The sequence below is a fragment of the Vibrio sp. 10N.261.51.C6 genome, from assembly GCF_041471785.1.
In the GTDB taxonomy this organism is placed as follows: Bacteria; Pseudomonadota; Gammaproteobacteria; order Enterobacterales; family Vibrionaceae; genus Vibrio; species Vibrio crassostreae_C.
Genome location: NZ_JBFRPB010000041.1, coordinates 66,921 through 92,792 on the forward strand (window position 1 = coordinate 66,921; position 25,872 = coordinate 92,792).

Annotated in this window: 18 protein-coding genes; 8 read left to right on the top strand and 10 right to left on the bottom strand. The window is 45.9% G+C overall.

Annotated elements, in window-relative coordinates; genetic code table 11:
- Positions 1 to 120: 120 nt before the first annotated feature.
- Positions 121 to 2,106 (bottom strand): glycogen debranching protein GlgX, encoded by a 1,986-nt coding sequence (glgX, locus tag AB4375_RS11695; RefSeq protein WP_017069732.1) that lies wholly within the window; start codon positions 2,104 to 2,106, stop codon positions 121 to 123.
- A gap of 433 nt (positions 2,107 to 2,539) precedes the next feature.
- Here glgX and lamB point away from each other — a divergent pair, with 433 nt between their 5' ends.
- Together lamB and AB4375_RS11705 are read left to right on the top strand one after the other, a co-directional pair.
- Positions 2,540 to 3,760 carry a maltoporin LamB gene (gene lamB / locus AB4375_RS11700; protein ID WP_017058853.1) on the top strand — a complete coding sequence of 407 codons (1,221 nt, stop codon included), beginning with the start codon at positions 2,540 to 2,542 and terminating at the stop codon, positions 3,758 to 3,760.
- Positions 3,761 to 3,925: 165 nt separating this feature from the next.
- Complete coding sequence (locus AB4375_RS11705) at positions 3,926 to 4,753, top strand: MalM family protein (RefSeq protein ID WP_372051643.1); 828 nt, start codon at positions 3,926 to 3,928, stop codon at positions 4,751 to 4,753.
- Positions 4,754 to 4,855: 102 nt separating this feature from the next.
- Here the strand turns inward: AB4375_RS11705 and AB4375_RS11710 are convergent, their stop codons facing one another.
- The 3 genes from AB4375_RS11710 to AB4375_RS11720 all read right to left on the bottom strand — a co-directional run bounded on the left by AB4375_RS11710 (position 4,856) and on the right by AB4375_RS11720 (position 11,440).
- Positions 4,856 to 5,185: a hypothetical protein gene (locus tag AB4375_RS11710; RefSeq protein ID WP_017058851.1), complete on the bottom strand. Its 330-nt coding sequence runs from the start codon at positions 5,183 to 5,185 to the stop codon at positions 4,856 to 4,858.
- A gap of 432 nt (positions 5,186 to 5,617) precedes the next feature.
- Positions 5,618 to 9,316, bottom strand: a complete 3,699-nt coding sequence (pulA, locus tag AB4375_RS11715) for a pullulanase-type alpha-1,6-glucosidase (RefSeq protein WP_372051644.1) — start codon at positions 9,314 to 9,316, stop codon at positions 5,618 to 5,620.
- Positions 9,317 to 9,667: 351 nt separating this feature from the next.
- The gene (locus AB4375_RS11720; protein ID WP_372051645.1) at positions 9,668 to 11,440 is read right to left on the bottom strand and encodes an alpha-amylase family protein; all 1,773 of its coding nucleotides are present in this window, start codon (positions 11,438 to 11,440) and stop codon (positions 9,668 to 9,670) included.
- Between the two features lie 156 nt (positions 11,441 to 11,596).
- Between AB4375_RS11720 and AB4375_RS11725 the strand changes: the two genes are divergently transcribed.
- Positions 11,597 to 11,986: a DUF1294 domain-containing protein gene (locus tag AB4375_RS11725; RefSeq protein WP_017064222.1), complete on the top strand. Its 390-nt coding sequence runs from the start codon at positions 11,597 to 11,599 to the stop codon at positions 11,984 to 11,986.
- A gap of 55 nt (positions 11,987 to 12,041) precedes the next feature.
- Here AB4375_RS11725 and AB4375_RS11730 read toward each other — a convergent pair whose 3' ends face one another.
- The gene (locus AB4375_RS11730) at positions 12,042 to 12,626 is read right to left on the bottom strand and encodes a LysE family translocator (protein WP_017058847.1); all 585 of its coding nucleotides are present in this window, start codon (positions 12,624 to 12,626) and stop codon (positions 12,042 to 12,044) included.
- A 140-nt stretch (positions 12,627 to 12,766) separates the two neighbouring features.
- On the opposite strand from AB4375_RS11730, the gene AB4375_RS11735 reads away from it, so the two are divergent.
- Both AB4375_RS11735 and AB4375_RS11740 read left to right on the top strand, forming a co-directional pair.
- Positions 12,767 to 13,207: an Lrp/AsnC family transcriptional regulator gene (locus tag AB4375_RS11735; RefSeq protein ID WP_137406201.1), complete on the top strand. Its 441-nt coding sequence runs from the start codon at positions 12,767 to 12,769 to the stop codon at positions 13,205 to 13,207.
- A gap of 26 nt (positions 13,208 to 13,233) precedes the next feature.
- On the top strand, positions 13,234 to 14,163 hold the full coding sequence (locus AB4375_RS11740) for a LysR family transcriptional regulator (RefSeq protein WP_372051646.1): 930 nt from the start codon (positions 13,234 to 13,236) through the stop codon (positions 14,161 to 14,163).
- Positions 14,164 to 14,317: 154 nt separating this feature from the next.
- Here AB4375_RS11740 and AB4375_RS11745 read toward each other — a convergent pair whose 3' ends face one another.
- From AB4375_RS11745 to dsrO, 5 genes are all read right to left on the bottom strand, one after another.
- A complete protein-coding gene (locus AB4375_RS11745; protein WP_372051647.1) occupies positions 14,318 to 15,379 on the bottom strand; it encodes a c-type cytochrome in 1,062 nt (353 codons plus the stop codon).
- Between the two features lie 9 nt (positions 15,380 to 15,388).
- Positions 15,389 to 16,030, bottom strand: coding sequence for a c-type cytochrome (locus AB4375_RS11750; RefSeq protein WP_017069739.1), 642 nt, complete (start codon positions 16,028 to 16,030; stop codon positions 15,389 to 15,391).
- 411 nt (positions 16,031 to 16,441) lie between these two features.
- A complete protein-coding gene (locus tag AB4375_RS11755) occupies positions 16,442 to 19,534 on the bottom strand; it encodes a tetrathionate reductase subunit A (RefSeq protein ID WP_372051648.1) in 3,093 nt (1,030 codons plus the stop codon).
- Positions 19,535 to 19,548: 14 nt separating this feature from the next.
- Positions 19,549 to 20,670 (bottom strand): NrfD/PsrC family molybdoenzyme membrane anchor subunit, encoded by a 1,122-nt coding sequence (nrfD, locus tag AB4375_RS11760; protein WP_372051649.1) that lies wholly within the window; start codon positions 20,668 to 20,670, stop codon positions 19,549 to 19,551.
- Positions 20,667 to 21,473 (bottom strand): sulfate reduction electron transfer complex DsrMKJOP subunit DsrO, encoded by an 807-nt coding sequence (gene dsrO, locus AB4375_RS11765; RefSeq protein WP_372051650.1) that lies wholly within the window; start codon positions 21,471 to 21,473, stop codon positions 20,667 to 20,669. The genes nrfD and dsrO overlap by 4 nt, the downstream gene beginning before the upstream one ends.
- Positions 21,474 to 21,682: 209 nt before the next feature.
- Between dsrO and AB4375_RS11770 the strand changes: the two genes are divergently transcribed.
- The 3 genes from AB4375_RS11770 (at position 21,683) to AB4375_RS11780 (ending at position 25,706) form a co-directional block, all read left to right on the top strand.
- Positions 21,683 to 23,554, top strand: a complete 1,872-nt coding sequence (locus tag AB4375_RS11770) for a PhnD/SsuA/transferrin family substrate-binding protein (protein ID WP_372051651.1) — start codon at positions 21,683 to 21,685, stop codon at positions 23,552 to 23,554.
- Between the two features lie 11 nt (positions 23,555 to 23,565).
- A complete protein-coding gene (locus tag AB4375_RS11775) occupies positions 23,566 to 24,168 on the top strand; it encodes a response regulator transcription factor (protein WP_136975833.1) in 603 nt (200 codons plus the stop codon).
- A gap of 326 nt (positions 24,169 to 24,494) precedes the next feature.
- Entirely contained in the window at positions 24,495 to 25,706 is a 1,212-nt protein-coding gene (locus tag AB4375_RS11780; RefSeq protein WP_372051652.1) for a tetratricopeptide repeat protein, read from the top strand.
- Positions 25,707 to 25,872 lie beyond the last annotated feature (166 nt).

A 25,872-nucleotide genomic window follows, 5' to 3' on the forward strand; every position in this document is an offset into this window, starting at 1 on the left:
TTAACCACATCAATGCAAATGATTCCATATGGATGAATGATTTTTGTGATATTCAGCTAACAAAAAAGCCAGCTGTAAATATAACTGGCTTCTATGGTTTTTGGTGTTTTATTAAGCTGACTAAGCTTTTGCTTTAATCAAATCAGCCTGATCTGGCGAATAGTGCAAAATTGCCATCGAAGTTGGCGACAACAACATTTCACCTTCTGCATGACCGGGTTTAACGTTTCGCAAGTTGGTATCACAGATGGTTACCCAGTTTTGTTCACGGTCATTCGGTAACGAGAAACGTGCTGGCGCATTGGTTTGGTTGATAAGATAAATTAACTCGTCGCCATCTTTACCAATACCTAAATGCAAAGCGACTGAGCTTAAGCGGTTCCAGTCGTCATGCTCCATAAGTGTGCCATCGACGCGGCTCCAGAAGATGCGGTTAGAGTTACGCTTTTCGCCACTGAATGCTTTAATAAACGGCACCATGTATTGCTGACGAGCGGAGATCATTTCAGATAACCAAGTCTTGAAGTAAGTCTTGCGCTCTGAATCTTCCCAGTTAAGCCAGCTGGTCACGCCATCTTGGCAGTAAGCGTTGTTGTTACCTTTTTGAGTATGAGATAACACATCGGCCGTCAAAATATGAGGAATACCAAAAGCAAACAGCAGGCTCGCCATGAAGTTGCGTTTCTGCTTTTCACGTGTTGCGATAACTAACAGGTTTTCGGTTTCACCTTCAACACCGTAGTTTTCAGAACGGTTATCACCATGCCCATCGCGGTTATTCTCACCATTTTCTTCATTGTGCTTGTGCTTGTACGAGACAAGGTCCTGCATGGTGAAGCCATCATGGTAAGTGATGTAGTTGACGGTGAGTTTGTAAGGCCAGTGCGCTGCACTGTAGATATCACGAGAGCCCATTAGGCGTGTAGCAAACTCTTTTAGGTAACCCTGATCACCGCGCCAGAAGCTACGTGTGATGTCTCTCAGCTTGTCATTGCATTCATTCCAACCAAGCGGGAAATTACCCACTTGATAACCATTAGGACCAATATCCCACGGCTCTGCGATTAACTTAGTTTCTTTAAGTACAGGGTCTTGAGCTACGGCTTTAAAGAAAGCAGCCTCAGGGTTGTAGTTGTCACCTTCGCGCCCCAGTGTCGCTGCCAAGTCAAAACGGAAGCCGTCGACTTGGAATTCACTCACCCAGTACCGAAGTGTATCCATCACTAAGTTGAGTGCAGGTTGGTGGGTAAGGTCGACGGTGTTTCCACAGCCAGTGAAGTTCGCGTAATGGCAGCCATGTTTAATGTAGTAGCGGCTATCGAGTGCTTTTAGGTTGAAGGTGGTTCCGCCTTCCCCACCTTCTGCTGTGTGGTTGTACACCACGTCTAGAATGACTTCGATGCCATTGCGGTGCAGTTCGCGAATCGCAGTCTTTAACTCGTTTACGGCATCTTTCTCTGCGTAGCGAGGGTCAGGCACCATAAACAAGTATGGGTTGTAACCCCAATAGTTCACTTTACCCATGTCTAATAGGTGTGGTTCATGCATGCATGCGGCAATGGGCAAAAGCTGTAGAGAGTTGATATTTTGCTGTTTGTAGAACGCAAGCATTTCAGGGCTCACTAACCCTAAGTAGCGTCCTTTAGTATTGGCAGCCACTTCTGGGTGCAGTTGAGATAGACCTTTTACATGCGTTTCAAAAAGAACGGTATCTTCGCGGCTAATGCGTGGCTTTTCTACATCTTGCCAATCGAAGGTGTCATCAACAACGACACATTTCGCCATAGCAAAGCTTTTTTCATTGGTATATGGCGTGACGTAATCGAGCGGTTCGCTTATTGCTTTGGCATACGGGTCTGAAAGCAGGATAGGGCCATTGTCCGTTTCGGCAATGAAGCCGTATTTTTGCCCCGCTTTAATACCATCAATAAAGACATATCTGATATCAGCGTATTCATTTTCCAATTTATAAGTGGTGAATTCGTCGTTCTCGTCAAAAAGAGCGAGTGAAAGAGATTTACAGTCAGGAGAATAAATAGAGAAGTTGCAGCCAGTGTTACCTAGCGTTGCGCCTAGCGGATAAGGGCGAGCGAGCGTTCTAGTCATTGCTTGATTTCTTGTTCGTTTATCAACATCAGTGAACTATTAGTAAAAGGCTTTGTCACAGTAAGGTCAAGCAACTTCACAGATTAATTACGGTAAAAAAATAATTCATCGATGAAGTTCAAATTATATATTTGAGCTAGATCTCACTTATGTTGAATAATTAGATCTGTGTGCTGTCTACTCCTCCTATATTAAGTGATCTACCTCTTTAAAACACCATTCTGTATATTTTCTACTCCCCTCTAGTCCCCCTTAATTAACTTAGGGGCGGAGGAAGTCAAACTTGTCATCCCCTCTTAATATTGACCCCGTTGAAACGAATCAGGGGAAACCCTAAACCTCTCTATCTTACGACTACCATTACTGCCTTTGGTTGCCGCAAGAGAGCAAAAATATAAAAACCTAAAATAAATCGTCCTTAATGGAGTTAAGAATGAAAAAAGTAAGTTTGATTGCTGTTGCAGTGGCAACTACATTAGCTGCTGGCTCTGCGTTCGCTGTAGATTTTAATGGCTACATGCGTGCTGGTACTGGTATTAGCGGTAACGGTAACGGCGACGTATCAGTAAATAAAAACGGTATTGGTCGTCTAGGTAACGAAAATGACAACTACTACGAGTTTGGTCTAGCTGAAGAACTAAAAACTGGCGAGCAAACGTGGCGCGTAGAATCTATGATTGCTCAAGGCAACAACGGTTCCAATGGTTGGGAAGACGGTGATTTCAACGTTGCACAATTTGCTGTTAAAGCTAAAGGCGTGATCGCTTCAGACAAAGAAGCAACGCTTTGGGCTGGTAAAACATACTACCAACGTAAAGATATCCACATCACTGACTTTTACTTCCTAAACACGTCAGGTACCGGTGGTGGTATTGAAAACTTATCTATTGGTGACCAGAAGCTTTCTGTTGCGCTGATTCAAGACGGTGACCACGACGAGTCTACAGGTTACATTTTTGATGCTCGTCTAGCGAACATTGGCCTATGGCAAGATGCATCTCTAGAGCTAGCATTAGCGTACAACTTTGCAACTGACTCTGATGATAAGAGTGAAGAAGCGGATGATGGCCTACTAGCTTCTGCGATCATTCACCAAGGTATGGATAACGGTTTCCACCAAACTATCCTTCAATACGGTACTAACGGTTACGGTGTTCAGGCGGCTAACTTCTGGGGTTCAGGTACATACTACGCTCGTGGTACTGAAGCATTCAACGATGCATCTGGTTTCCGTTTGATCAACTGGGGTGTAATGAACCTAGGCGAATCTTGGGAAATGGGTCACCAACTAGCATACCTATCTGGTAGCGACATCGGTGGTCAAGCTGCAGGCGTTTACACAAACAAAAACTTTGATATCGACCAGTACTCTGTAGTTGCTCGTCCAATGTTCAAGTGGAACGACACTATGCGTACTATCTTCGAAGCAGGTTACAATGCTGGTGAGAAAATTTCAGACAGCGGTTTAGCTAAAGAAGATTTCGGTAACGCTAAGTTCACAGTAGCTCAAGCTTGGGCTATGGGTGACAGCTTCTGGGCTCGTCCTGAAATTCGTGTTTACGGTTCTTACATCCTAGATACTGAAAACAAAGATGCATTCAACGGCGACGATACTGAGTACGTGTTCGGTATCCAAGCTGAAGCTTGGTGGTAAACACTTAGCTTAACAAATCCTAAACTGTCCTAATTCATAGCCGGCTCGCGTCGGCTATTTTTTTAAGGAATGTACGATTAAGTTGATCGTTCCCTAGGTGAATAGTTCTCTTTGTGGTAATTAAAGTTAGTAAATTTCTTAAAAAAATAACAAGAAGGAAGGGTTATGTATTTTAAAGCTCTAATGTTGAGTGGTTGTGTTGCGTTGGCCGGTTGTCAATCTGCACAAGTAGTCGAGCAAGTGCAAGTGGCACAGGCTGAACAAGTTAACTCTATTGCTGGTCTTCAATTTGCCCCGATGAAGCTTCCAAGCTCGGCAATTTTCGATGTAACACCAGACAGTCAAATTTTAAACTATCAGGGTATAAACAGCCCTGTAGTAGCGATCGAGCTACCAGCGGATCGCGGTGAATACTCTATTAAGATCACCAGCATGATCGGTGATACAGCATTTGTGCCGAATGCCGTGATTTACGATAAAAACGGTCGCGAGTTAGAGCGTTATGGCAAAGAGAGCTTCGAATACGCGAAGCCTAGGTTGCATTTGGGCAACCGTCTTGTTGCAGAAAATGATTTTTACCCACCGACAACTGCTGAATCTGTTTACTTAGTTATCTATACAGAGCAAGAAGATCTTGGTGGTTTTACTGATGTCATTCACCCTGCACGTTTAGATGCGGAAGGCCGCGGTAACTACCTGCCAGAAGTAGAAGACATCCCCGTTCCAAACGCGAATGTCGGTAAGATTGAAGTGACTATTGATAGAGTGAGCTTCTTCTCATTTGGCTCTAGCAGTGAATCTAACGCTAAACCAGCGGCAGCAGCTAAGGTTGAGACTATTCAACCAGAAACACAAACTTACTACCATAATGCCATTCAAGCAGCAGTAGACGCAGACAATATTCCCAAAGCACTTAGCTTATTAGATGAAGCAAAAGCCCTTGGTATTGAAGGTGCACAAGAAGCCTTTGTGCGAGCCGTCAACGCCAAGTAATATAGATAAAGGGTTCCTTTAAAAGTGCAATGCTTGTAAGTTAAGCATCGGTTAGCATCTTCTAAGGAACCCTATCGAATACCGCTTTAATGTATATGCTTTTTATTTGCAATGTTCAGCAACTTTCTCGCCTAAAGGGACTTCTGTATTTTCGCATTTTGATACGTGACCAGTAGTCGTTTCCCCTGCTTTATCCGTTTCCATATATTGATCAACATTACCGTTGCTTTCAAGTGTTTGCAGTGCCTGTTTGTGCGCGGCATTTTCAGCTTGTATTTGTTGCGTTGTTGCAGTGCTAGGAGTATGTGCCAGGGCGCGAGCAGCGTCGGTAGATTCTACAAGATCAGTGGTATTAGCCAAAGCCATCCCGCCCATCAATGCTGTAGTCACGATGCCCATTTGGATGGTTTTGATGATATGTTTACGGTTCATGGAAGTTTTCCTAATCAAAATTTAACGACACCGCAAACAACTGCGGTGTTTTGCTGTTGATAGAATATTACATCGAGAATTGAATGTATTTTAATCGTAATTGTAGGGCGTAACCCTTCAAAAAAGGCTGCCAGGATTAATTCTGTTCACTTAAGGGAGAGCGGCATTCCTACTATGATATATCGTTAAGATTTGGTTTTAACGGTTCTAAGGAATATCCTTTCCCTTTAGTTCTAAGTTTTCAGCCATGTAATCGAATGTAGGGGCTATAAAGTATGGTTGGAAATGCCCCGAATTTTAATGGGCGATGCAGTTGTTTATTATTTGCTTAAATCTGCTGGGTTCAATAGTTGTAAAAAAGGGAGACTGACGTCTCCCAAAGGCTAGCTTTCGCTTGTTTTATTATCTGTTACTTGAACCTAAGCTTGGAGCTTAATTCTTAGTGACAGATACCACAGCTTTGTCTACATTGTCGTCAAGCTCGTGAATGGCATTCAAGGTGAAGGTGTAGCTGCCCGCTTCCGTTACGCTCAATTGGCAATTGCCACCTGTACCAATATCGATTGACCCGCTTGCAAGCTCTACAGAATCGCAACCAAAGTTAGGTGTTTTCCAATCAGCATCTGCAAACTTGAAGCCATAGTTACCTGCTTCCAAATTGCCTGTTACAGAATAAACCCCATTAGCAACAAAGCTCATCGCCCAATCATCAACAGGGTTCCAACCATTCATATCACCACGCACGTACACGGTTGTTTGACCGTATGGCGGAATGCTCGATACATCCTTGCCAGAGTTATCAACTGGCAGGCCAGCACCTTGTGCATCACCTTGAGCTTGTACAAATACAGCGGTAGTTAGCGCAGGGACTGTGAAGGTTTCAGCGGCGAAGCTTGCACCTTTCACTGTGTCGTCAGCCGAGTTTTGTTGAACGTCATGAAGTGTAAAGCCGGTTGCTCCCGTGATTTTGAATGATTGAGATTTATTAGTTGAGTTTACAACTGCGACAATCGCATCATTGGCAGGGTCAAGGTCTTCGCCCGCAGACACACCATCATCGATCGACATGACAATCAGGCCTTCGACTTGATCTTCGCCAACGTTACGGAAGTCGACACGCTTCATAACTTCGTCAGCTGTATCTAAGCGGAACAGTTCGCTTGAGCTACGGATCTTTAATAGCTCTAGGAATTGCTGCTTAGTTAACTCAATGTCGTCTGCGTCTGGTTTAGCCGCGCTGTCAGCAATGATTGTTTTGATCAGATCCCAGTTTGCACCATCTTTATCTTCACGAGGTAAGCCAACATTCCAGTTGTTGTCCGTCCCATCAAACATGACGCGGTTGTACCAGTCACCAGAATCGTAAGAATCGCGCTGCATAGACTTAGATCGTAGCAGTTCAGAACCCATATGGATGAATGGTATGCCTTGGCCTAGCATCACGGTAGAAAGCGATACAGACTGCATACGCGCACGCTCTGCAGAGCTAGTACCAGTGGCGATCTTGTAAGCGTTGTTATCCCAAAGTGTTTGGTTATCGTGTTTGGAAACGTAAGAGATGTTCTCGGAAGGCATCTTGGTGTAACCAGCTGGCGCGCCGTTGTAATCAACGTTTTTACCCAGTTTGGTATCGCCTTTGTAATCAATCAGTACGTATTCTGCGAGGTTACCTGCCATACCTAAACGAACAAGGTCTTGGTTATGTAAACGACCATTGATCGAATCTTGATCAACTTTGGTTTCTTCGTTGGCAATCGCTGCGTTACCAAAGCCTTGGTTAAAGCGAAGTGGGTGGTTCCCTTCTGAGTCGACACCACCATCGAATGGGCTACCACCACGAACGGCGTCACGCAAACGGTCTGAGAAGGTACCGATTTCTGTACCTGCCATATTGATTTGGTTTGCTTGATCGAAGCGGGCGTTGTTGGCGACTTCACCAAAGTCCCAGCCTTCCCCGTAGAACAGAGTATTCGGGTCGATTTTGCGCACTTCTTCCAATGCTTCGACCATTACATCTTTTGGCTGGTGGCCCATCAAGTCAAAACGGAAACCATCCACTTTGTAGTCGTCAGCCCACACCTTAAGTGAGTCGACCATCAATTTACCCATCATCAGGTTTTCGGTCGCAGTGTTGTCACAACAAGTCGAGTTTTCTACGCCACCAGTGTTGACGTTAAGACGGTGGTAGTACCCAGGGACAATCTTATCCAGTACCGACTTATCGTTCACACCAGACGCATTGGTGTGGTTGTATACCACGTCCATGATCAGCTTAAGATCCATGTCGTGCGTAGCTTTGACCATCTGACGGAATTCGAGAATACGCTGAGAACCATTAGGATCGGTCGCGTAACTTCCCTCAGGCACTGTGTAATGGAATGGGTCGTAGCCCCAGTTGAAGCTATCAAGCATACGAAGGTCATTCATTAATGCTTGTGCGTCACCCGTTGAAGGGTCATAACCATCGAGTACGTCTTCGATGACTTTGTTTTCGTCTTCGCTTCCACATAAGGTAGCTGTCGGTTTTACATCACACAGTTTTCCTACGGTGTCGGTGATATCAACACGGCTCGCGGCATCTTCATCGACGGTAGCGATATCAAATGCTGGTAAGATATGCAGCGTAGTTAAACCTGCTTCTTGGAGAGCTTGTAGGTGTTTGACCGACTCACGATCGGCTTCTGTAAGAGCGAGGTACTTGCCATTTAGGCTAGCTGTGCCGAGCTTATCGCTGAAGCTAAAGTCACGTAGGTGTGATTCGTAAAGTACGTGGTCTTCGTCTTTTTCTACGGTTGGTCGTTGGTAGTTGTCCCAGTTCGCTGGTTTCAAGGTTGAATCATTCAGGTCAATCACTTGAGAGTATGCCGAATTCTTCGATAAGCTGAGAGAATATGGGTCTGTCACTAGGCGAGTCTCAATGTTGCCTGTGGTTGGGTGGTAAACCTTCACTTGGTAGCGATAGTAACTGTTGACAGCGTTAGGTACCGCGTCAGTCGCCCAAATACCCGTCTCAGTGCTTTCTGTCATTGGAAAAACTTGTGAGCTTTTCAGGTCTTCGCTGTAAAGAACTAGCTCTACATCTTGCGCGGTTGGTGCCCAAAGCTTGAAGGTCGCCGCACTGCCTTCAACAATTGCGCCTAGTTCTTCAGCCATTGCATTACCAGCATCTTCGCTAGCAAATACCGCATCAAGCACACCAGGTTTTTGAACCTCAGTTGAAGAGATAACATCGCCATTGGCATTGTAGGCAACAAAAATTATCTGAGATTTTAAAATAGTGCGAAGTGTGCTGTCGTCAACATCGATAGCTAGGGCAGGTAAGCTTGCAAGGTGTCGGAAACGCTCTTTCAATTCAGAAGATAGTTCTCCGTCTTTGCTTAGTTCAATTGCAGTTCCACCGACAATCTCTTTGTCATCGTTCATTGTGATGCTGTTGTCTAGTGCATAGAAAAGCTTCACAGAGTCTGCATTGCTAGCCGCTTCCCAACCAATTGTGGTTGCATCTAGCCAGTGTGCTTTTTGACCATCAATATTGACTGGTCGCTCTGAAACAGGGTCGTAGTACAACTCGCTGCTGCCATGGAAACCAAATACGCCTTGTGAATCGCCAAGCTTAGTTAACTCGACTTTAGAATTGGCACTGCCAAATGCTTTCTCATCACCATTGTGCAAGATGAAGTTCATGCATTTGTGTGGGTCAGAGGCATCTGGGTCAACTTTCAACACATAATAGGCACCGTAAGTATCGCTGATACCATCATATTCGTAAGGGCTGTTCCAGTCGGTTCCGCTTTCACTTAATCCCATGCCGACTAAATCTGTGCTGGTACAGCCTTCACCATTCCAAAGGTGCAGCCCCCAACCGTCGTAAGTTGAGCCAGATGAGCTGGCAGCGGCAACATCGCGTTTGTAGTAAATAACGACTTCGTTTTCAGCTGCAGGGTATAAACCACTGTTGCCAGGGGCTGTACCGTTGTCGCTATCATTATCACTACCACAACCCGCGATCAAAGTAGCGGTGAAGAGCGGTAACATTGCTTTGGCCAATGTAGAGCGTTTGAAGCTCTTCTTTTTGGTATTGTTGAAGGTATTTCGTAGAGAGATAATTTTATTAATATTTATGTTGTTCACGTTTTGATATCCATATTTCACTTTTTATGAAGATGAATATCCTAGCTTTAACCAAGGTCAACTATTTGTGATGGCAATGTATAAAGTTATTTTAAATTCGTAAATATAGGAAACCTAGTGTCAATATCACGCTTTGTATTTGGTTATTGTTAAATTAATTGGATCAATGACTCATTTGCATAATATCAATAATGTAAGGCGTAGAGGATGGGAGTAGATAATAAGGATGAGAGCTCATCCTTATTAATGTGAGGAAGGTATCGAATTGAGAGAGTGTTAATTTAATGTGGGAATTAAGTTATTTATCAATTAATTAAAACTCAGGCTTTTTGGGAATTAATAATAAATATCCTATTCAGATAAGGGAAATACCCAAACCAACGAAGCTAGTGGCTTTAGATCAAGACTAAAACGGCCAATACTTTCCTCAACTTTTAATACCTGTTGTTGAATGCCTTCAATATGTTCATCTAACAAGTAACTGTCATCAGCGATTGTGAGCGTTTGTATAACATCACTTGGAACGGTTAAGTGAATATTCTCGGTGACATGTTGGCTGAAATTCGCAGCAACTATTGTCAACTCTTGGTTGTCATAGCGCAGAAATGCGTAAACCGAATCACTCAAATTATTGCTCTGGTGTAAGTCTAGGTACTGCCCCGTCATTGAAGTATGCTCAAGCGAAAAGTTCATTACCTTTTGATAGAAGTGACGCAGCTGCTTTTCGTTTTCGTCTAATAGCCCGCCATCGAATGCGCCGTGGTTCATCCACTTTTGGTGTTGTGGGACTCCGATGTAGTCAAATATGGAAGTTCGTGAGGGCTGTCCAAAGCCTGCATTCTCCGCGCCCGGTTCGCCGACTTCTTGCCCAAAGTAGATCATGGTTGGAGAACTACTCAATAACGCGCTGACTAGCATTGCAGGCTTCGCTATATTTGGGTCACCTACAAATTCAGGAGACGCGATGCGTTGTTCATCATGGTTATCCAAGAAGTGCAGCATGTGATGTTCAATATCCATCATTTGATGTTGGATTTTGGGGATGATAGCCGTGGAAGTATTGCCTAGCATGATGGCTTTTAGACCGTCGTACAGATCTACTTTGTCATAGAGGTAGTCCATTTTGCCTAAGTGGATATAGTCGCGATATAAGTCCGGTTGGTACACCTCAGCCATTAAAAAGGCATCTTGGTTTTTCATCTTTATAGATGAATTAAGGTAGCTCCAAAATTCGACTGGAACCATCTCAGCCATATCGTAGCGAAACCCATCAACACCTTTATTCAACCAAAACAAGGCGATATCTCGGAATTTAGCCCAAGAGTTAGGCACATAAACAGATTCCCAGAAACGGAAATGATCCATGTAATTGCGTTGAGCATAGTCACTCGGTAGTTCAGGGAAGTCTTTTGAACCGTCTGGTCGCATGCCATAATTGATTTTCACCGTTTCATACCAATCATCGAAACTAGGCTTGGCTAAACGTGAGCCGTTACCTGTCCATTTGGCGGGCGTCTCTATAAACGGGGAGTTTAGGTTGGGATGCTGTTCACCACCTAGCGGCGTAAAGGCGGGCTCTATGTCTGGCAATTCAAAGGTGCTGTTGGGAATGTAGTAGAAGTTATTGTCTTTGTGGTATTCCAACGTTGTGTCATCTTGAGCGCCGAAGTCACTGACACCTTCTGGGTTGTTTAAGCCTTTATAATGACGCGCAACGTGATTCGGTACGATATCGATAATCACTTTTAAACCATTGTCGTGACTTCTTTTGATTAGTGCCTCGAACTCCTCTAGTCGGCATTCAGGGTTGTCTGCGAGATCTGGGTTTACGGAATAGTAGTCTTTGACGGCATATGGTGATCCCGCACGGCCTTTTACCACGCTAGGGTGATCGTCTGAAATACCAAGGTGCTTGTAGTCATTGATGAGCGCATGATGTGGCACTCCGGTATACCAAATATGAGTCATACCGAGTTTGCGGATTTCAGACAGCGCTTTGTCGGTAAAATCACTGAACTTACCGACGCCATTTTGCTCGATTGTGCCCCATGGAACATGTTGGGTGTTTTTATTGCCAAATAAACGCGTAAAAACTTGGTAGATGGCGTACTTTTGGTTGTACATATTTATAATTCCTTTAACTTCCATCATGTTATGTAGGGATGAAAGGGCTTGTTTATTCTTTGCAGGCTAACCGAATTACAATATGCCTTACTCATCCTTATCAAAATCTACAGGGCGTAATTGCTACAGTATGTGAGCTGTTGCTCAAAAGGAGTCATGTTGTCTTCATCTATTCAAATCGTTATCACTTATTTGGTTCTGGTGGCGGTGTCTGTGTTGTTTGCGGAAAGTTCTAAAGCGCTGTTGGTGTGGTATTTGGTTATCGGTTTCGTGACGTTTTTTGTGTACGCGAAGGACAAGCGAGCAGCGATCAATGGCAATTGGCGTGTGCCAGAGAAAACTCTGCATATTTTTTCTGTTGCTGGTGGCTGGCTAGGGGCGTTGATTGCTCAAGATAAGCTGCGTCATAAAACGCAGAAGCAGCCGTTCAGAGCCATATATTGGGTGACAGTGGCAGTGAATGTTGCGGCGTTTGTGTGGACGTTAACGCCGAGCGGGCAGACGATGTTTGGTCGTTGGCTTAGTGAACTTGTGGGTTATTTATAAAGAGAATAACGGTTAGCACAGGAGTACCAACCGTTAAAATACAGAAGTTATTCGACTAGAGCATCGGAATGGTCGATGCTAGAAGCAAGCCAGCCATACCGTAGTTGAAGCTTTTGATACGGACGGGTGTGGTTAACCAGTGTTGCAGTTGTTTACCTGCCGCTGTCCAGAATGTCACGGATGGTAAGTTGGCGAGCGTGAAGATACCTGCGATGATCGCAAGCTCCCACCATGAACTGCCGCTGCTATAGACTGAAATTGCCGTCAGCGCCATCGACCAACCTTTCGGGTTCACCCACTGAAAACTTGCCGCGCCGATGAAGGTCATTGGCTTATAAGCCTCGGTGCTTTTGGCTTTGCCGCTCAATGCTATCTTAATTGCAAGGTACACGAGGTAAGCAAGGCTTAGGTATTTCAAGATTTGGTGAGTAACCGGATAAGCGTTGAAAATGCCCATTAAACCGAAGCCAACCAACAGCAACATGGCTGCAAACCCTAGAGCAATGCCAAGCATGTGAGGAATAGTACGGGCAAAGCCAACATTTGCTCCTGATGTCATGAGCATGATGTTATTTGGACCTGGTGTGAAGGTCGAGACGAACGCAAACAAGGCAAGTGCGCTAAGTTGTTCTAAAGGCATTATGGTTCTCCAGCAAAAAATGAACGAAGTGACTGACCGGTCATGACTTTCACGTGTTGAGAAACATAGTAGGTGGAAAGTGAGGCAATTATGTGCTTTTATTTCCTCTATTATCACTAAATGCACAATAATAAGTACTTATGGATAGATTTGACGAAAGGATATTGCAAGAGCTTAAATTGGACGGCAGAATCTCCAACATTGAGCTCTCAGAGCGAATTGGCTTGTCGGCCTCAGCAACGTTAAGGCGTGTACAAGATCTTGAGCGCAAAGGCATCATTCAAGGTTATCGTGCGGTTCTAGATAACGGCTTAATGGGCGTGGGTTTTATCGCCTACGTTTCAATCGGTTTATCAAGCCACAAAAAATCTGCTCAATTGGAGTTTGAAGAGCACGTTGCTATGGAGAAAGAGGTGGTCGAGTGTCACAACATCACCGGAGCCAATGAGTACTTGTTGCGAGTCGAGACTAAAGACTTGCCGAGCTATAAGAAGTTTCATGCCGATGTGCTAGGGGAGTGCGCTCAGGTTCAATCCATCACAACCATGGTGGTGATGGACACCCCTAAAGATGAACGTTAATCGAGCTTAATATTAGGAGCGGCACAGTGCCCAATACCAATCAGTTGTTATTGTTCTTAGATGTGGTTCAACAAGGGTCGTTTACCAAAGCGGCAACCTTACACGACATGGACAATTCCTCCCTCTCTAAACAGATCAAAAAGCTTGAGCAAGACTTAGGTGTTCAGCTGCTCAACCGTTCTACTCGCTCGTTCTCGTTGACGTCGGCGGGTGAAGATATTCTTGCGCAAACCTATGTGCTGAAAGACACCATCAATCAGATACAGGGCATTGCTGATTCCTATCAGTCTGAGCCTAAAGGTGTGCTACGAATTACGTCACCGATCTATTTTGGTCAGCAATACCTGCAACCTATCATCACTCAGTTTATGAGAAAGTACCCGGATGTTCAGATCGTACTTTCACTAGACGACAAGATCGCCAACATCATTGCCGGGCAGTTTGATATTGCGTTCCGCTTTAGCAAGCTGGTGGAATCAAATCTAATTGCGAAGAAGATAGCCGACAGCAACTTCATGCTGGTCGCCTCAAATGACTTTGTTGAGCAGCATGGTAAGCCGAAAACGCCACAAGATTTGTTGTCTCTGCCTGCCGTGATTTATACCAATGGCGATATGACGGTGGATCATCTACGCATAAGTGAAGAGCCGCATGGCAATACTTTTCAGAGCCTGACGATTCGTGGCAATTATAAGGTGAGTGATGTTCGTACTATGGTGTCTTGTGTGAAAGATGGCTTAGGTTATGGCTTTCTTGATCAATCAAATCTGTACGCCTCCATGAAAGAGTTGGGCTTAGTGACACTGCTTCCTGATTACGCCATTTCAACAGCGGATACTGCTATATACGCCGTCTACCCGCACCGTAAGCAGACCAAGCTAGTGAAAGAGTTCATCACCTCAGTGCAAGATTATATTGGGTCGCCAACGATTTGGGAGAAGATGCAGCAAGATTAACGATTTCTCTGCTATGCCAAACCCAAAAAGAAGCCAGAACGTCACACGAACTGGCTTCTTTTTACTTTTCTAGCGTTCACTAATTTACAATGTAAAGTTCAGCTATAGCTAGCGTGAGCGGCTTTTTCTCACAAAGAGTACCCTTTGGTTGAAGTTAGTGATTGTGAATCACTTCTTTACCACTTGGATAGGCTTTTGTACCCAATACATGACCATCAACTTCTTTGCCATAGTAACCTTGGTGGTTGTGGTAACGCTTAGCATTGCCAGCAACATCACCCTTGTATCGAGGATCTTGTGGGCGTTCATGACTATTCACAAATGCAGCCACATCCCATGCATCTTGAATCGAAAGTTGCTGGCTCTTTCCAAGCGGCATGTTTTCATAGATAAAGTAGGCAGCTGTGTTCACGCGGTGCATACCCGCGCCCCAGTTATACGCCTTTTCGCCCCACAGTGGTGGGAAGTACGATCGGCCGTCTGCTCCTTTAATACCTTCACCATTTTGACCATGACAGGTTTGGCAGCTGGTTTGGTAAACCTTCTCACCACGCGCTATTGACGGTTCTTGTTCAGGGTTAGCAATCTTAGGATAGCCACGGCCTGCCAACTTGCTGCGATCATCGATCGGGTATTTGCTTAACAGCTCTTCCGGAAGAGGGAAGCTTTCCGCTTTACCACCGATTTGTAAATCTGCATCACTGATCTCAGGAACTGGCGTATCTTGCATACCGTTCTTATCTAAGATGCCGCCCATCGCCAACCAGTAGGAGTAAGCGCTGAGTGCGACCAGTTCTTTTGAGTCTAAGGCTGGTACGATTCCGTTCATTGAATAGGTGAAACAGCCTTGAACACGCTCAGCGTAGCTGTTGACCTTGTCGTTTTTCTTACGATAAGCCGGATAGGCCATGTACGCCCCCCAAAGTGGCGCTGCATTGGGCTTCATGCCTGCTTGCATGTGGCAGTTAACACAGTTTTGCTCGTTGCCAACGTATTCACCGCGCATCTGCTGTGAGTCAACAAACAGTGAGTAGCCCAGTTTTACTTTGTCGCCAAATTCTCCTGCAGGAATATCAACCAAGTCTCTTGGCACCAGATACTTGTTATCTTGAGGTTTCTCAACAGCGGGCAGTTCGGTTTGGCGATCGGGCAACTCACCTTCGGCGTAAGCGATTCCAGAGGCAAGGGTTGCGGTAATTAAAAGTAATGTTTTCATGCGAGCCCTTTAGTATCGAAAAGATGCGAAGTAGTAAGACAGGTTTTTGATTTCATCGTCGGTCAATTTGCCTGCGATGTTGCCCATCATGTTCAAATCATCACCCTTACGAGTGCCGTTTTTCCAAGCGTTGAGCTGAGTTTGAATGTAGTCGGCGTGTTGGCTCGCTAGGCGTGGGAACTTGTCTACGCCCATACCACTTGGGCCGTGGCAGGTAGCACATGCTGGAATATTTCGGTCCCAATCGCCTTGAAATACAAGCTTGCGATACGGGTTCTCGATATCCGCTTGTGAGCCGCGCTGCTCTAAATCTGTGAACTCGTATGAAGGTAGTGAGGCAAAGTATTCGGCAACTTCGCGACGAATAGCAGGATCAGAGACGCCATCGGCCATGCCTTTCATGATCGCGCTTTGACGCTCTCCACTAGAAAATAGAATCAATTGATGTTCTAGGTAGTCAGCATTCAGCCCAGCAAGCATAGGGGCTATGTTAGGCATCCCTTTCCCGTCAGCTTGATGGCACCCGCTACAGGTTTCTGCTGCTTCGGGCATAGGGTTAGGTGCTGCTTGTGCAAAACCGGATAAAGAGAGGCTTCCTAAAGCAGCGATGCAAAGCGTGAGAGTTTGAGTTTTTATATTCAGCTTAATCATGAGGCGTCGCTATTGGTTGTGATGCACGCATTTTCGACATAATTGGTTGTTCGCGCTATTGTGGATTTCCACATTAATTCACTTGGAACTTGAGGTAAGTCTCACATTAATAACCTCAATCACCATGGTGGTATTGATGTGGATTTCAATAGGCGAATCCAGCTGCCGTTAACGAAGTGCAAGGGAACTGCCATGTTCGCCTCGGTGTGACTGCTTGTTAAGGCTCTTTATGGCACCGATTGTATAAGCATAGACGGTTGATGGGGCTAGGTGAGAAACTTGCAGGGAAGTGATATGAAGAATTGATGGTTTGGTGTTGAATAGGTTAGAAAAAGAAGAGCAACCTCGAATGACGAAGTTGCTCTAATATGCTCAGTCTTGATTTGACTGAAATAGGGGAGGTTTTAACACCTAGACCTTGTAGATCTTCGCAGGAAGCGCCTGTCTTGCCGCTGCGCCCACAACCCAATCCAACATGACGCCTTTGCCTTCTCTCGTTGGGTCAATTAAGCCAATATCATTGATGTTAACGCCATCGTTGGACTTCATCTTCACTGGTTGCTGTGTTTTACCAATCCAGTGCGCACGTTCGCCGAGTTCTTTATGGCCAAAGCCATGTTCAAAGCCTAATGTGCCCGGCTTGATGCCATCAATCACCATCGCCAACGCTTTTGTGGTTGCGCTCGGCGTTTCGATCGCAAATACGTCACCGGTTTTTATGCCCGCTGAAGAGGCGTCTTGCGGGTGAATGTACACTGGGTTCACGCCTTTGATGGACTCCAAGCGTGGTGACAGGTTAGACACCGCACTGTGAATGTTGGACTTAAAGTTAGTCAGGGTAAATGGCCACTCTTTTGCTGGGAACTGCTCTGCCAGTGGTGTGCCGTCTGCCAGTTTTTGTGGATACCATGTTGGGCAACCCATGTACCGCTCGCCACTAATGGTGTTGCGAGAGGTGCCAAGCTTTTCATTCCAAATAGCCAGGGGCTTGGTCCATTTGTACTTCATGGTTTCGTTGGTGTAGGCATTGGTAGCGTCTTCAAAACGACCACCGCGCGCGAAGATGTACGCCACTTTTAACATCTCTTCAGGCTTAAGTGTTTTGTTCATCACAGGAACAAGGCGCTCAAGACCAGACCAAACAATGTCTTCTGCATCCACATTCGGCACGCCGCCTTTGGCAAATGCTAAGTTCGCCGCAGAGCGAAGGTAGAAGTCTTCTGCACTGTGGATACCGTGCCAATTGCCTTGGCTGTCTTTGATTGCATCATCACCAAAGCCGCCCAGCTCGAGTGTTTTCGCCAGATCAATAAAGAAGTTCTCTAGATTGATGGTACGACCGTCCTGAGTGCGAGAGGTTTTAGGTTCAACAATCGGCCAACGAGCAGTGATCGCTTTAGTTGCAACGGCATGCCAAGGTGTTGCCATGCCCCAGCTTTCGTAGGTTACCGTGTCAGGCACGAGATAATCTGATAGTGCTGTGGTTTCATTAATGAAGGCATCGATAGAGACGATCAAACCCAATTGCTTTGGATCTTTAAGTTTCTCGCCTAATAGGTTGTCTAACCCCGGAACGCCATAAAGTGGGTTCGCCATGTGGTTGATCCACGCTTTTGCACGATATGGGTAGCCATCAATCGCCGCTGACAAATGCTCGGTTAGCAGCGGCGCGGAGATTGGGTACCAAGGAGCGCGAGTTGGGTAGGGTGACTCACCGGCTGCAACGCGACGTTTGTATTCGCTGGTTTTTTGGTACGGGAACTTGCTGCGAGACAAGAACACACCTTGAGGCTTAGTCTTACCCTTGAACTTGGTAAAGTCGTAACGAGGGCCTGCAACAGAAGTTGGGTAGCCGCCTGCTTTCGCCATCGCGCCGCCTTTCGCGTTGATGTTACCGATCAGAGCGTTCAACATCAGAATAGAGAACGAGTTGTAGAAGCCGTTGGTGTGCATGTTGCCACCGTGAGTATCCACGACTGCTTTTGTACCGTAGCTGGTAAAGCGTTTCGCTAGCGCAATAATCTGGTCTTGTGGGATTTCACACTGCTCGCTGTAGTAAGCAAGGTCATATTTGAAGGCTTCTTCCTTCAATCTTTGTAGAGAAGACTTAACACGAACAGTCTGACCATCAACTTCTACGTCTTGATCGACGAACAGCGCCGCTTCATTCACCTGAATATGTGACGCCAATAGTGACGTTGTCACATCTAGGGCGATAAATCCGTCATCGTCAGACATCGGTTCGCCTGTTTCTAGCAAGCCAATATCCGATGCGCGAAGCATGCGTCCGTTTTGTGGGTGCGTTTCGTCGCTGATCACTAGGTGAGATGCGTTACACCAGTGTGTGGTGCCGGCTTTTTGCATTGCTTGCGCGCTTGGGCGAGACAAGAAGTCGTGATTGTAGCGTTGGTTTTCGATGATCCATTGGATCATGCCTAATACTAATGCTGAATCGGTGCCCGGTTTGATTGGAAGCCAGTTGTTGCGATCGCCTGCCGCAAGGCTTGAAGAACCTGCAGGAAGGCTTGGCGTCACTATGGTGTAGCTCAGTTTTCCATTAGTACGAGCCTCAGCAAGTTGTCGTGCTTGACGCTTAAACGGGTTACCTGCTTGAGCCGGAGACATGCCGATGAAAAGAATGAATTCCGCATTGTTGAAGTCGGGTTTTAAGTGCGAGAACTTGTCTAAGTCATTCATGAGCGCGCCAGAACCTGCACGGAATGCGTAGCCACAGTAAGAGCCGTGGTGACCGAAGTTTCGTGTACCGTAGCTGTTGAATGCAAAGCGCTTCAAGATATCATCACGGCCTTCATTACCGGCATTAGTCACCAACAATTGGTTGGCTTTGGGACCGTATTCAGGGTTGTTTGGATCAAGTGGTGTTTCGATATCGCGAATCGATCGTAAGCCTTCCACTTCGCCTTCACCGAACAAGTCACCACCTTCGGTGATCTCAGTGATTAGTTGCTCGTAGCTGATCGGTTCCCACTTGCCTTCACCACGTTTACCGACACGTTTGAGCGGTTGAGTGATTCGGTATGGGCTGTTTTGAATCTCTAACATGCCGTTACCACGGGCACAGGCTGTCGAACGGTTATTGATACCGGATTCTCCAGACAAGCCAATGTAAGCGTCTTTTACCGGTGTTTTGAACGGGATTTGCTGATCACTTGATAGCGGATGGTAGGGATTGCCCGAGATACGCAAAATTTCGTCATTGCGATTATCGATACGTACACGCAAGCCACACAGTGTCCAGCAACCGAAACACATTGATGGTGCTACGCGCTGATTTGGATTCGGCGAGATCTTACCTTGTTCATCGACACTGTATTCCGTCTCTAACGAATTACCGTGGTGGATGTGGTTGGTTTTCTTACCCGCGGTGCCATCAATAGCACCGTGAACCATGTGTTTTGTGGTTGTCGCATAACCTGCAGCAAAAGCTCCAACACCACCGGCAGCAAGGCCTGCTTTTAAAAATTGACGACGTTTGTTATCCATGATGATTCCCCAGACTACAAGCTATGTGAGCGGTTAAGTGGTGACGATGTTTTTTGAGCTGATTTAGCTGATATTGTTTTTGTCGATACGATTTCAGAGGCGAACAACGCAAGTGCTAACCAAAGACCACACATACCAACAATGCCAAGTAGACCTGAGCTACCCATTGGCAATTCATAAGGGAATGCACCCACATCGAAACGTGGAATGGTTTGAACTTCCATCATGGTGACCCAACGTACCGCCCATGCAGAAACTATGGTCGCAAGTGCTACACAGATAATTCCAAGCTTGCTTTGAGATAAGCGCTGCAATGGAAGAACTAAGATCATGCACAGCAAAATGCTGGTGGTCATGATGCCTAAATTAATACCCCAAGCGTCGTCCTCATACAGGTTGAAGTGACCATGGTTAGAGGCCCAAATCGACGTAAGAATGATGGCAAGGCCGCCCGTTAAGGTAATGGTTCTTTGTACGAGAGCGAGGTCTGTTGGTTTTAAGCTAGGCTTGGTTGAAGGAAGCAGAGCCCAAATCAACAACGTTAAACCTGTTGCAGCAAAGAATGCGGTCGTAAACCAAAGCAGCGGAGAGGCCGGTTGATGCCAAAGCGGGCGACTTGCCAAAATTGCAATCTCGGCACCTGTGTAAAGCGCGATACTTAAGCCAGAAATAGCCGCCGCAGCAGCGAGTACAATCATCAGTTTTGTTGAAACCTGCCATTGACCTAGGGTTAGCCAAGACAAACGTTTTAGAAGTGGGTTTTCACTCTCTTTAAGTTGTGCGATGTCATCACGTAAGTAAACCCAAGCCGTCGCGACAGCCAGACCAGAGAACAGAGGGAGAAACAGAGAACCTAGAGACATCCACGACCAAGGCGTGATGTGAGCGTAGAAGTGCCACGCCCTTCCAGGTTGGTGTAAGTCACCAGTAAGGGCTAATGGTCCAACAATCGCGCCAATCGCCATCACAAGCACAAGGGCAGAACGGAATTGATGGCTGGTAGAGTTTTTGAAGATCAGTGCAATCAAAAACAGAATAGCCGCTGCGTAAGCTGAACCAATATAGAAGAAATATTGAACCGCCCACGGTAGCCAAGCAATCTCTTGAGCGGGAACTAACACCTCGGTGATATTCATGCTGTCTCTCCTTGTTTGCTAGAAGATGAGTTATCAATGGCGGCAGGATCATAAATCGCAGGTTGGCCTTCAATGTGACTAACGAACCGCTCGTTCATGCCGATATAGAAAACATGTGGGTTGGTATTCTGTTCTGGTTTAAGCACCTTGATGTCGTCTTGGTTTTCATTGAGCAGACGGTTGATCTCGCTGTTTGGATCTTTAAGGTCACCGATTACGCGCGCGCCGCCGACACAGGTTTCTACACAAGCGGGTAGCAAGCCATCTTCAAGGCGGTGTGCACAGAAAGTACATTTGTCGGCGGTCAGTGTGTCATGGTTAATGAAGCGAGCATCGTAAGGGCAGGCTTGAACACAATAAGCACAAGCTACGCAGCGTTCGTTGTCGACCATGACAATGCCGTCTTCACGTTGGAAAGTGGCTTGAACAGGACAAACCTTGATGCAAGGTGCGTTGTCACAGTGATTACACAGGCGAGGCAGCATGAATGACTTCACCTCTTGTCGAGCTGTCGAACCATCATCAAGGGAGACTTCATACTGTTTTACTGTGGTTCTGAACTGACCAATTGGCGCTTGGTTTTCGACGCTACAACCCACTGTACATGCCTGACAGCCCACGCATTTACGCAAATCAATAGCCATGGCGTAGCGTTTGCCTACTTCACCTTTACGGTCTGGTTGGTTGTTATTACGAATGGCTGTGCTGGCAACTGCGGTGTTGATTCCGGTAATGGGAATGAGCGCAGCACCAGCGGAAACTTTGCCGAACTGGCTGAGAAACCGTCTTTTCAATGAGTCCATATTGGTACCTATAAATGGGTATTCGTTCTGTTGAGCTCATTGTCAGATTTTGACCCTACACGGGGTATTGTGGATTTCCACATTCCCAGATCAAAGTTGATCTAGAACAAATGTGGTTTTCGCTATCTAGCTGTTATGCTTTATTTAAAAGTGCTTCAACGCGTTGAGAAATCATTGAATAGGTAATCCGATTGAATAAAGAGATGTCCGTGACTGTTCGCAACTTCATCACATTCATCAGTACGTGCTGGCTGAACTTGAGTGCAGGTATTTGTTTCGCTGCTCAAACGGAACCTGTTTCAGTAGCGACAAGTACGATTGAATCAGATCAGACGATTGAAGTGGGTGTTTTAGCCATCAGGGGTAAACTTGCAGCGCAACAACGCTGGCAACCAACGATGGACTGGTTGTCTGAGCGTATCCCGAGAAAACACTTTGTTCTCAAGCCTTTTAATTTGGAAGAGATGGCGGAAGCGGTAAAGAAGGTCGAGGTCGATTTTGTTATCACTAATCCCGGCCAGGCGGTTCGCTTAGGCCGTCAGTATGACCTCTCTTGGATGGCGACCATGACCAGCCACAACTACAACGATCAAGGTGTGAGCAGCACGCGCAGTATCGGCTCGGCACTGGTGGTCAGAAGAATGTCACCGTATATCTCGTTTGAACAGCTCGTCGGAAAACCAATTGCTGCGGTTTCTGAAAATGCGTTTGGTGGCTACCTGACTATGCGTTACCAAGTAATGCAACAAGGGCTCAACCCCAATCACTTTTTCTCTAATACTCAGTTCTTAGGTTTCCCTATTGATGCCAGCTTGTATCAACTGCGTGAAGGGAACATTGAAGCTGCGGTGGTGCCTGCGTGTTTGGTCGAGAGCATGATCAGCGAAGGTTTGCTGGTGGCTAGTCAATATCGTGTTATCGACAATCAAGCACCAGAAGGGTTCCGATGTCAGGTGTCTACGCCGTTGTACCCTAACTGGTCGTTTGCCAAAACAGAGCGAGCGTCTTCGGCACTGGCGAAACAAATGAGTCAGGTGTTATTTGCGGTGCCAAAAAGCAGTGCGCCAGCCATTGCAGCGAATGCATCGGGTTGGACTTCACCGACAAGCCTGCTGTCGATCGATAAGCTATACCAACAACTCGACATGCATCCACTGCAACAACCTTGGTGGAAAGAAGCGTTAATCTGGCTCAAGTACAATCAACAGTGGGCATGGGCGTTCTTTATTCTTGTCGTATCGCTGAATGCTTACCACTTCTGGTTGGAATACAAATTCAGTCGCAGCAAAAAACAACTAGAAGCGACGCTGTACAAGCTGAAAAGTAAGAGTGAACAGCTAGAGCACTCACAACGTATCGCGGTAGTTGGTGAACTAGGTAGTAGCTTGGCACACGAGATCAATCAGCCTCTGGCAGCAATTCGGAATTATAGCGAAGGCGGTTTACTGCGGATTTCGAAGAACAAACCGCTGACTGACATAGAGCCTGTATTTGAGAAGATCCAGTCTCAAGTGGACCGTGCTGATGCGATCATCCAGCGCTTAAGAAACATGATAAAGAAACGTTCATCAGAGAAGTCTCAGACAGATATTGAGCAGTTACTAACAGACACCATTGAGTTACTGCAATTCCGATTACAGAAGCACAAGATCAGCATTGAACGTTATGCGGTGGGCAAACCTATCAAGCTAAATGTTGACCCAGTGGGCTTGCAACAGGTAGTTGTAAACCTGATCAACAATGCGACTGATGCGTGTAATGCTCAGATGCATCGCGAACAAAGCGCTACGTCTGATATTGGCAACAAAAATAACGAACCATCGACAATTAAAGTGATTACCGAGTATCAACCGGATAAAATGATGTTGTCGGTTATCGATAATGGCACAGGATTAGATTTTACCGAGCATCAAGTGACTCAAGCTTTTGTGAGCAGCAAAGAAAACGGCTTGGGGCTGGGGCTTGCGATATGCCAAGACGTGATTGAAGACCACTGCGGTCAAATGAGCATAACGTCTCTCACGCCACATGGCTGTCACGTCGCGGTGACGTTACCTTTCTCTCTTTCAAATGATTCATGAGGAATCTTGTTATGTCTGAATTTCATCAAACGTTGCCGGTCTATGTGGTTGATGACGATGAGTCAATGCGCGATTCATTGGTGTTCTTACTGGAAGAGCATGATTTTAAGGTGTCAGCCTATCAAGATGGCCCGAGTTTTCTTGATGCCGTTGATTTAAGTGCGGCTGGGTGTGTGGTGCTCGATAGCAGAATGCCTGAGATGAGAGGGCAGCAAGTACATGAACTGATGTTGAAAGCACAGAGCCCGCTTTCGGTTATTTATCTCACTGGTCATGGTGATGTACCTATGGCGGTTGAAGCGCTACAGGCTGGTGCGGTGAATTTCTTCCAGAAGCCGGTCAAAGGCAGTGAGTTAGCTGAGGCGATCAAGCAAGGCTTAGTTGCATCAGAAAAACATTTGCAAATGAACGTCTACCGTCAAGCTTATGCCTCGTTAACCGAGCGTGAGATAGACATCCTTAAACAGATTATTGATGGTAAACGCAATCAGAAAATTGCCGATGAGCTGTGCATCGCAGTAAGAACAGTTGAAGTTCACCGAGCGAGTTTGATGAAGAAGTTTTCTGCAAAAACGGTCGCTGAGTTAGCTTACATTTATGGTCAACTGACCTAGTCATCGCAGCCTTTAGGCACAGGCTTCTAATCATCAGTTTCTGATGAATGGTTGAGTCTCACTTGATGAAAGGCAAGCTCGAGAAACCCTCCTTATTGAAGCAAGATCACACGATTTATGGAGTGCGTACGGATTAGTCTTTGCAGACTTCTTATCGTTATGTATTCCTGAGATACTGAACCGAGTTTAAGGCGGAGCGTATAGAGACTGCGTCTCTTGTCACCATCAGGGCTAATAGCCCCAGAAATTAACTACTCAATATAGGCTGCTTGTGGCCGATATAGGGTAGAACGAAACCGAATTAGGTTAAACATTTTATGAGTACAATGGGAATCGCAATTGGTGCGACCGCTCTTTCGTTAATACTTGTTGCTGTGTGGCTGATTTCTTTATCACTAAGAAAGCAGCGCTTGGAACAAGAACGTAAAGCGCGAGCTGTCGCTTACCGAAAGGCGATTGAAAAAGCACGTATCCAAGAGCAAAAAGAGCGCCACTTTAAAGCAGAAACAGGGCATGTCCCGTCGATTCTATATTTAGCGAAAGAGGCTGAACGTAACAATATCAAGGAAGCGTTGTATTGGTACGATAAAGCGGCGCATTTGGATAACGTCAACGGCATGTACGGCATTGTTCGCTTAAGTATGAAGCGCAAAGAAGATCTGATCTTGAGAGAACAAGCCAACTTTTGGCAGCTTGCGATCTCTGCCTTAGATAACGATATGTCGGCGAAATTTGAGATGGGTAAAGCGCTGGTCCATGGACGCGGGACCGTGAAGAACATCCCCAAAGGCTACACCTATATTGAAGAGTCTGCCGCTGGTGGTAATACCGAAGCGATGCTATTCATGGGTGACTGGTGCCTAGACAAAGAAAACCCAGACTACTCTGCAGAAAGCTCTGTTGGTTGGTATCGCAAAGCGGCAGAGAAAAACAACCTAGATGGCAAGATCAAACTGGGTATGAGTTACTTAAATGGTGTTGGCGTAGAGCCTAACCATGGTGAGGCTGTGTACTGGTTTGAGACAGCAGCAGAAAAGAACAGTGCAGAGGCGATGTTTAGAGCGGGTGAAGCGTGGATCGACCATGGTGAACACGGTAATGCAATTGCTTATATCTGGCTATTCCTATCTGCTCATTTTGGCTACTCAGAAGCTAAGCAGCAGAGAGATAAAGTGGGCGGTGAGCTAGGTGTCGATGCGGTTGTGGGCTTACAAGCATTGACTAAACCGATCATGACCAAGCTGACCCAACAAGCAATCACCAAGCACTCAATTATTAAGGCGCTCAACAAGCTTTACAAACGCAATATACCGATCCCTAAGAAAGTGAAAGAAGCGTCTGATGAAGAAGGTGAGGCATTAAAAGTAGATGCGAGCCATCTAGATACTCAAACGGCGAGTGCTCAAGATACGAATGTTGATTACAGCCAACAACCTAATTCCGAGCAAGCATCAACAGAGAGACAAGCGACCCCAAATAGTGACCCTCTAGACTTCAGTCAGGCAGCCGTGGATCCAAGCTGGAAAAGCAACCACTAAAACGTGTTGGTTAGCTTTGATGAGTTAGACAAAAATGACTGAAGCTATAAATCTATAAATCTATAAATCTATAAATCTATATAGCTTCTAACCGTAATCTAGAAAACCAAGACAACAAAAAAGGGAAGCGAATGCTTCCCTTTTTATTTGGTGCGCCGAGCATGGC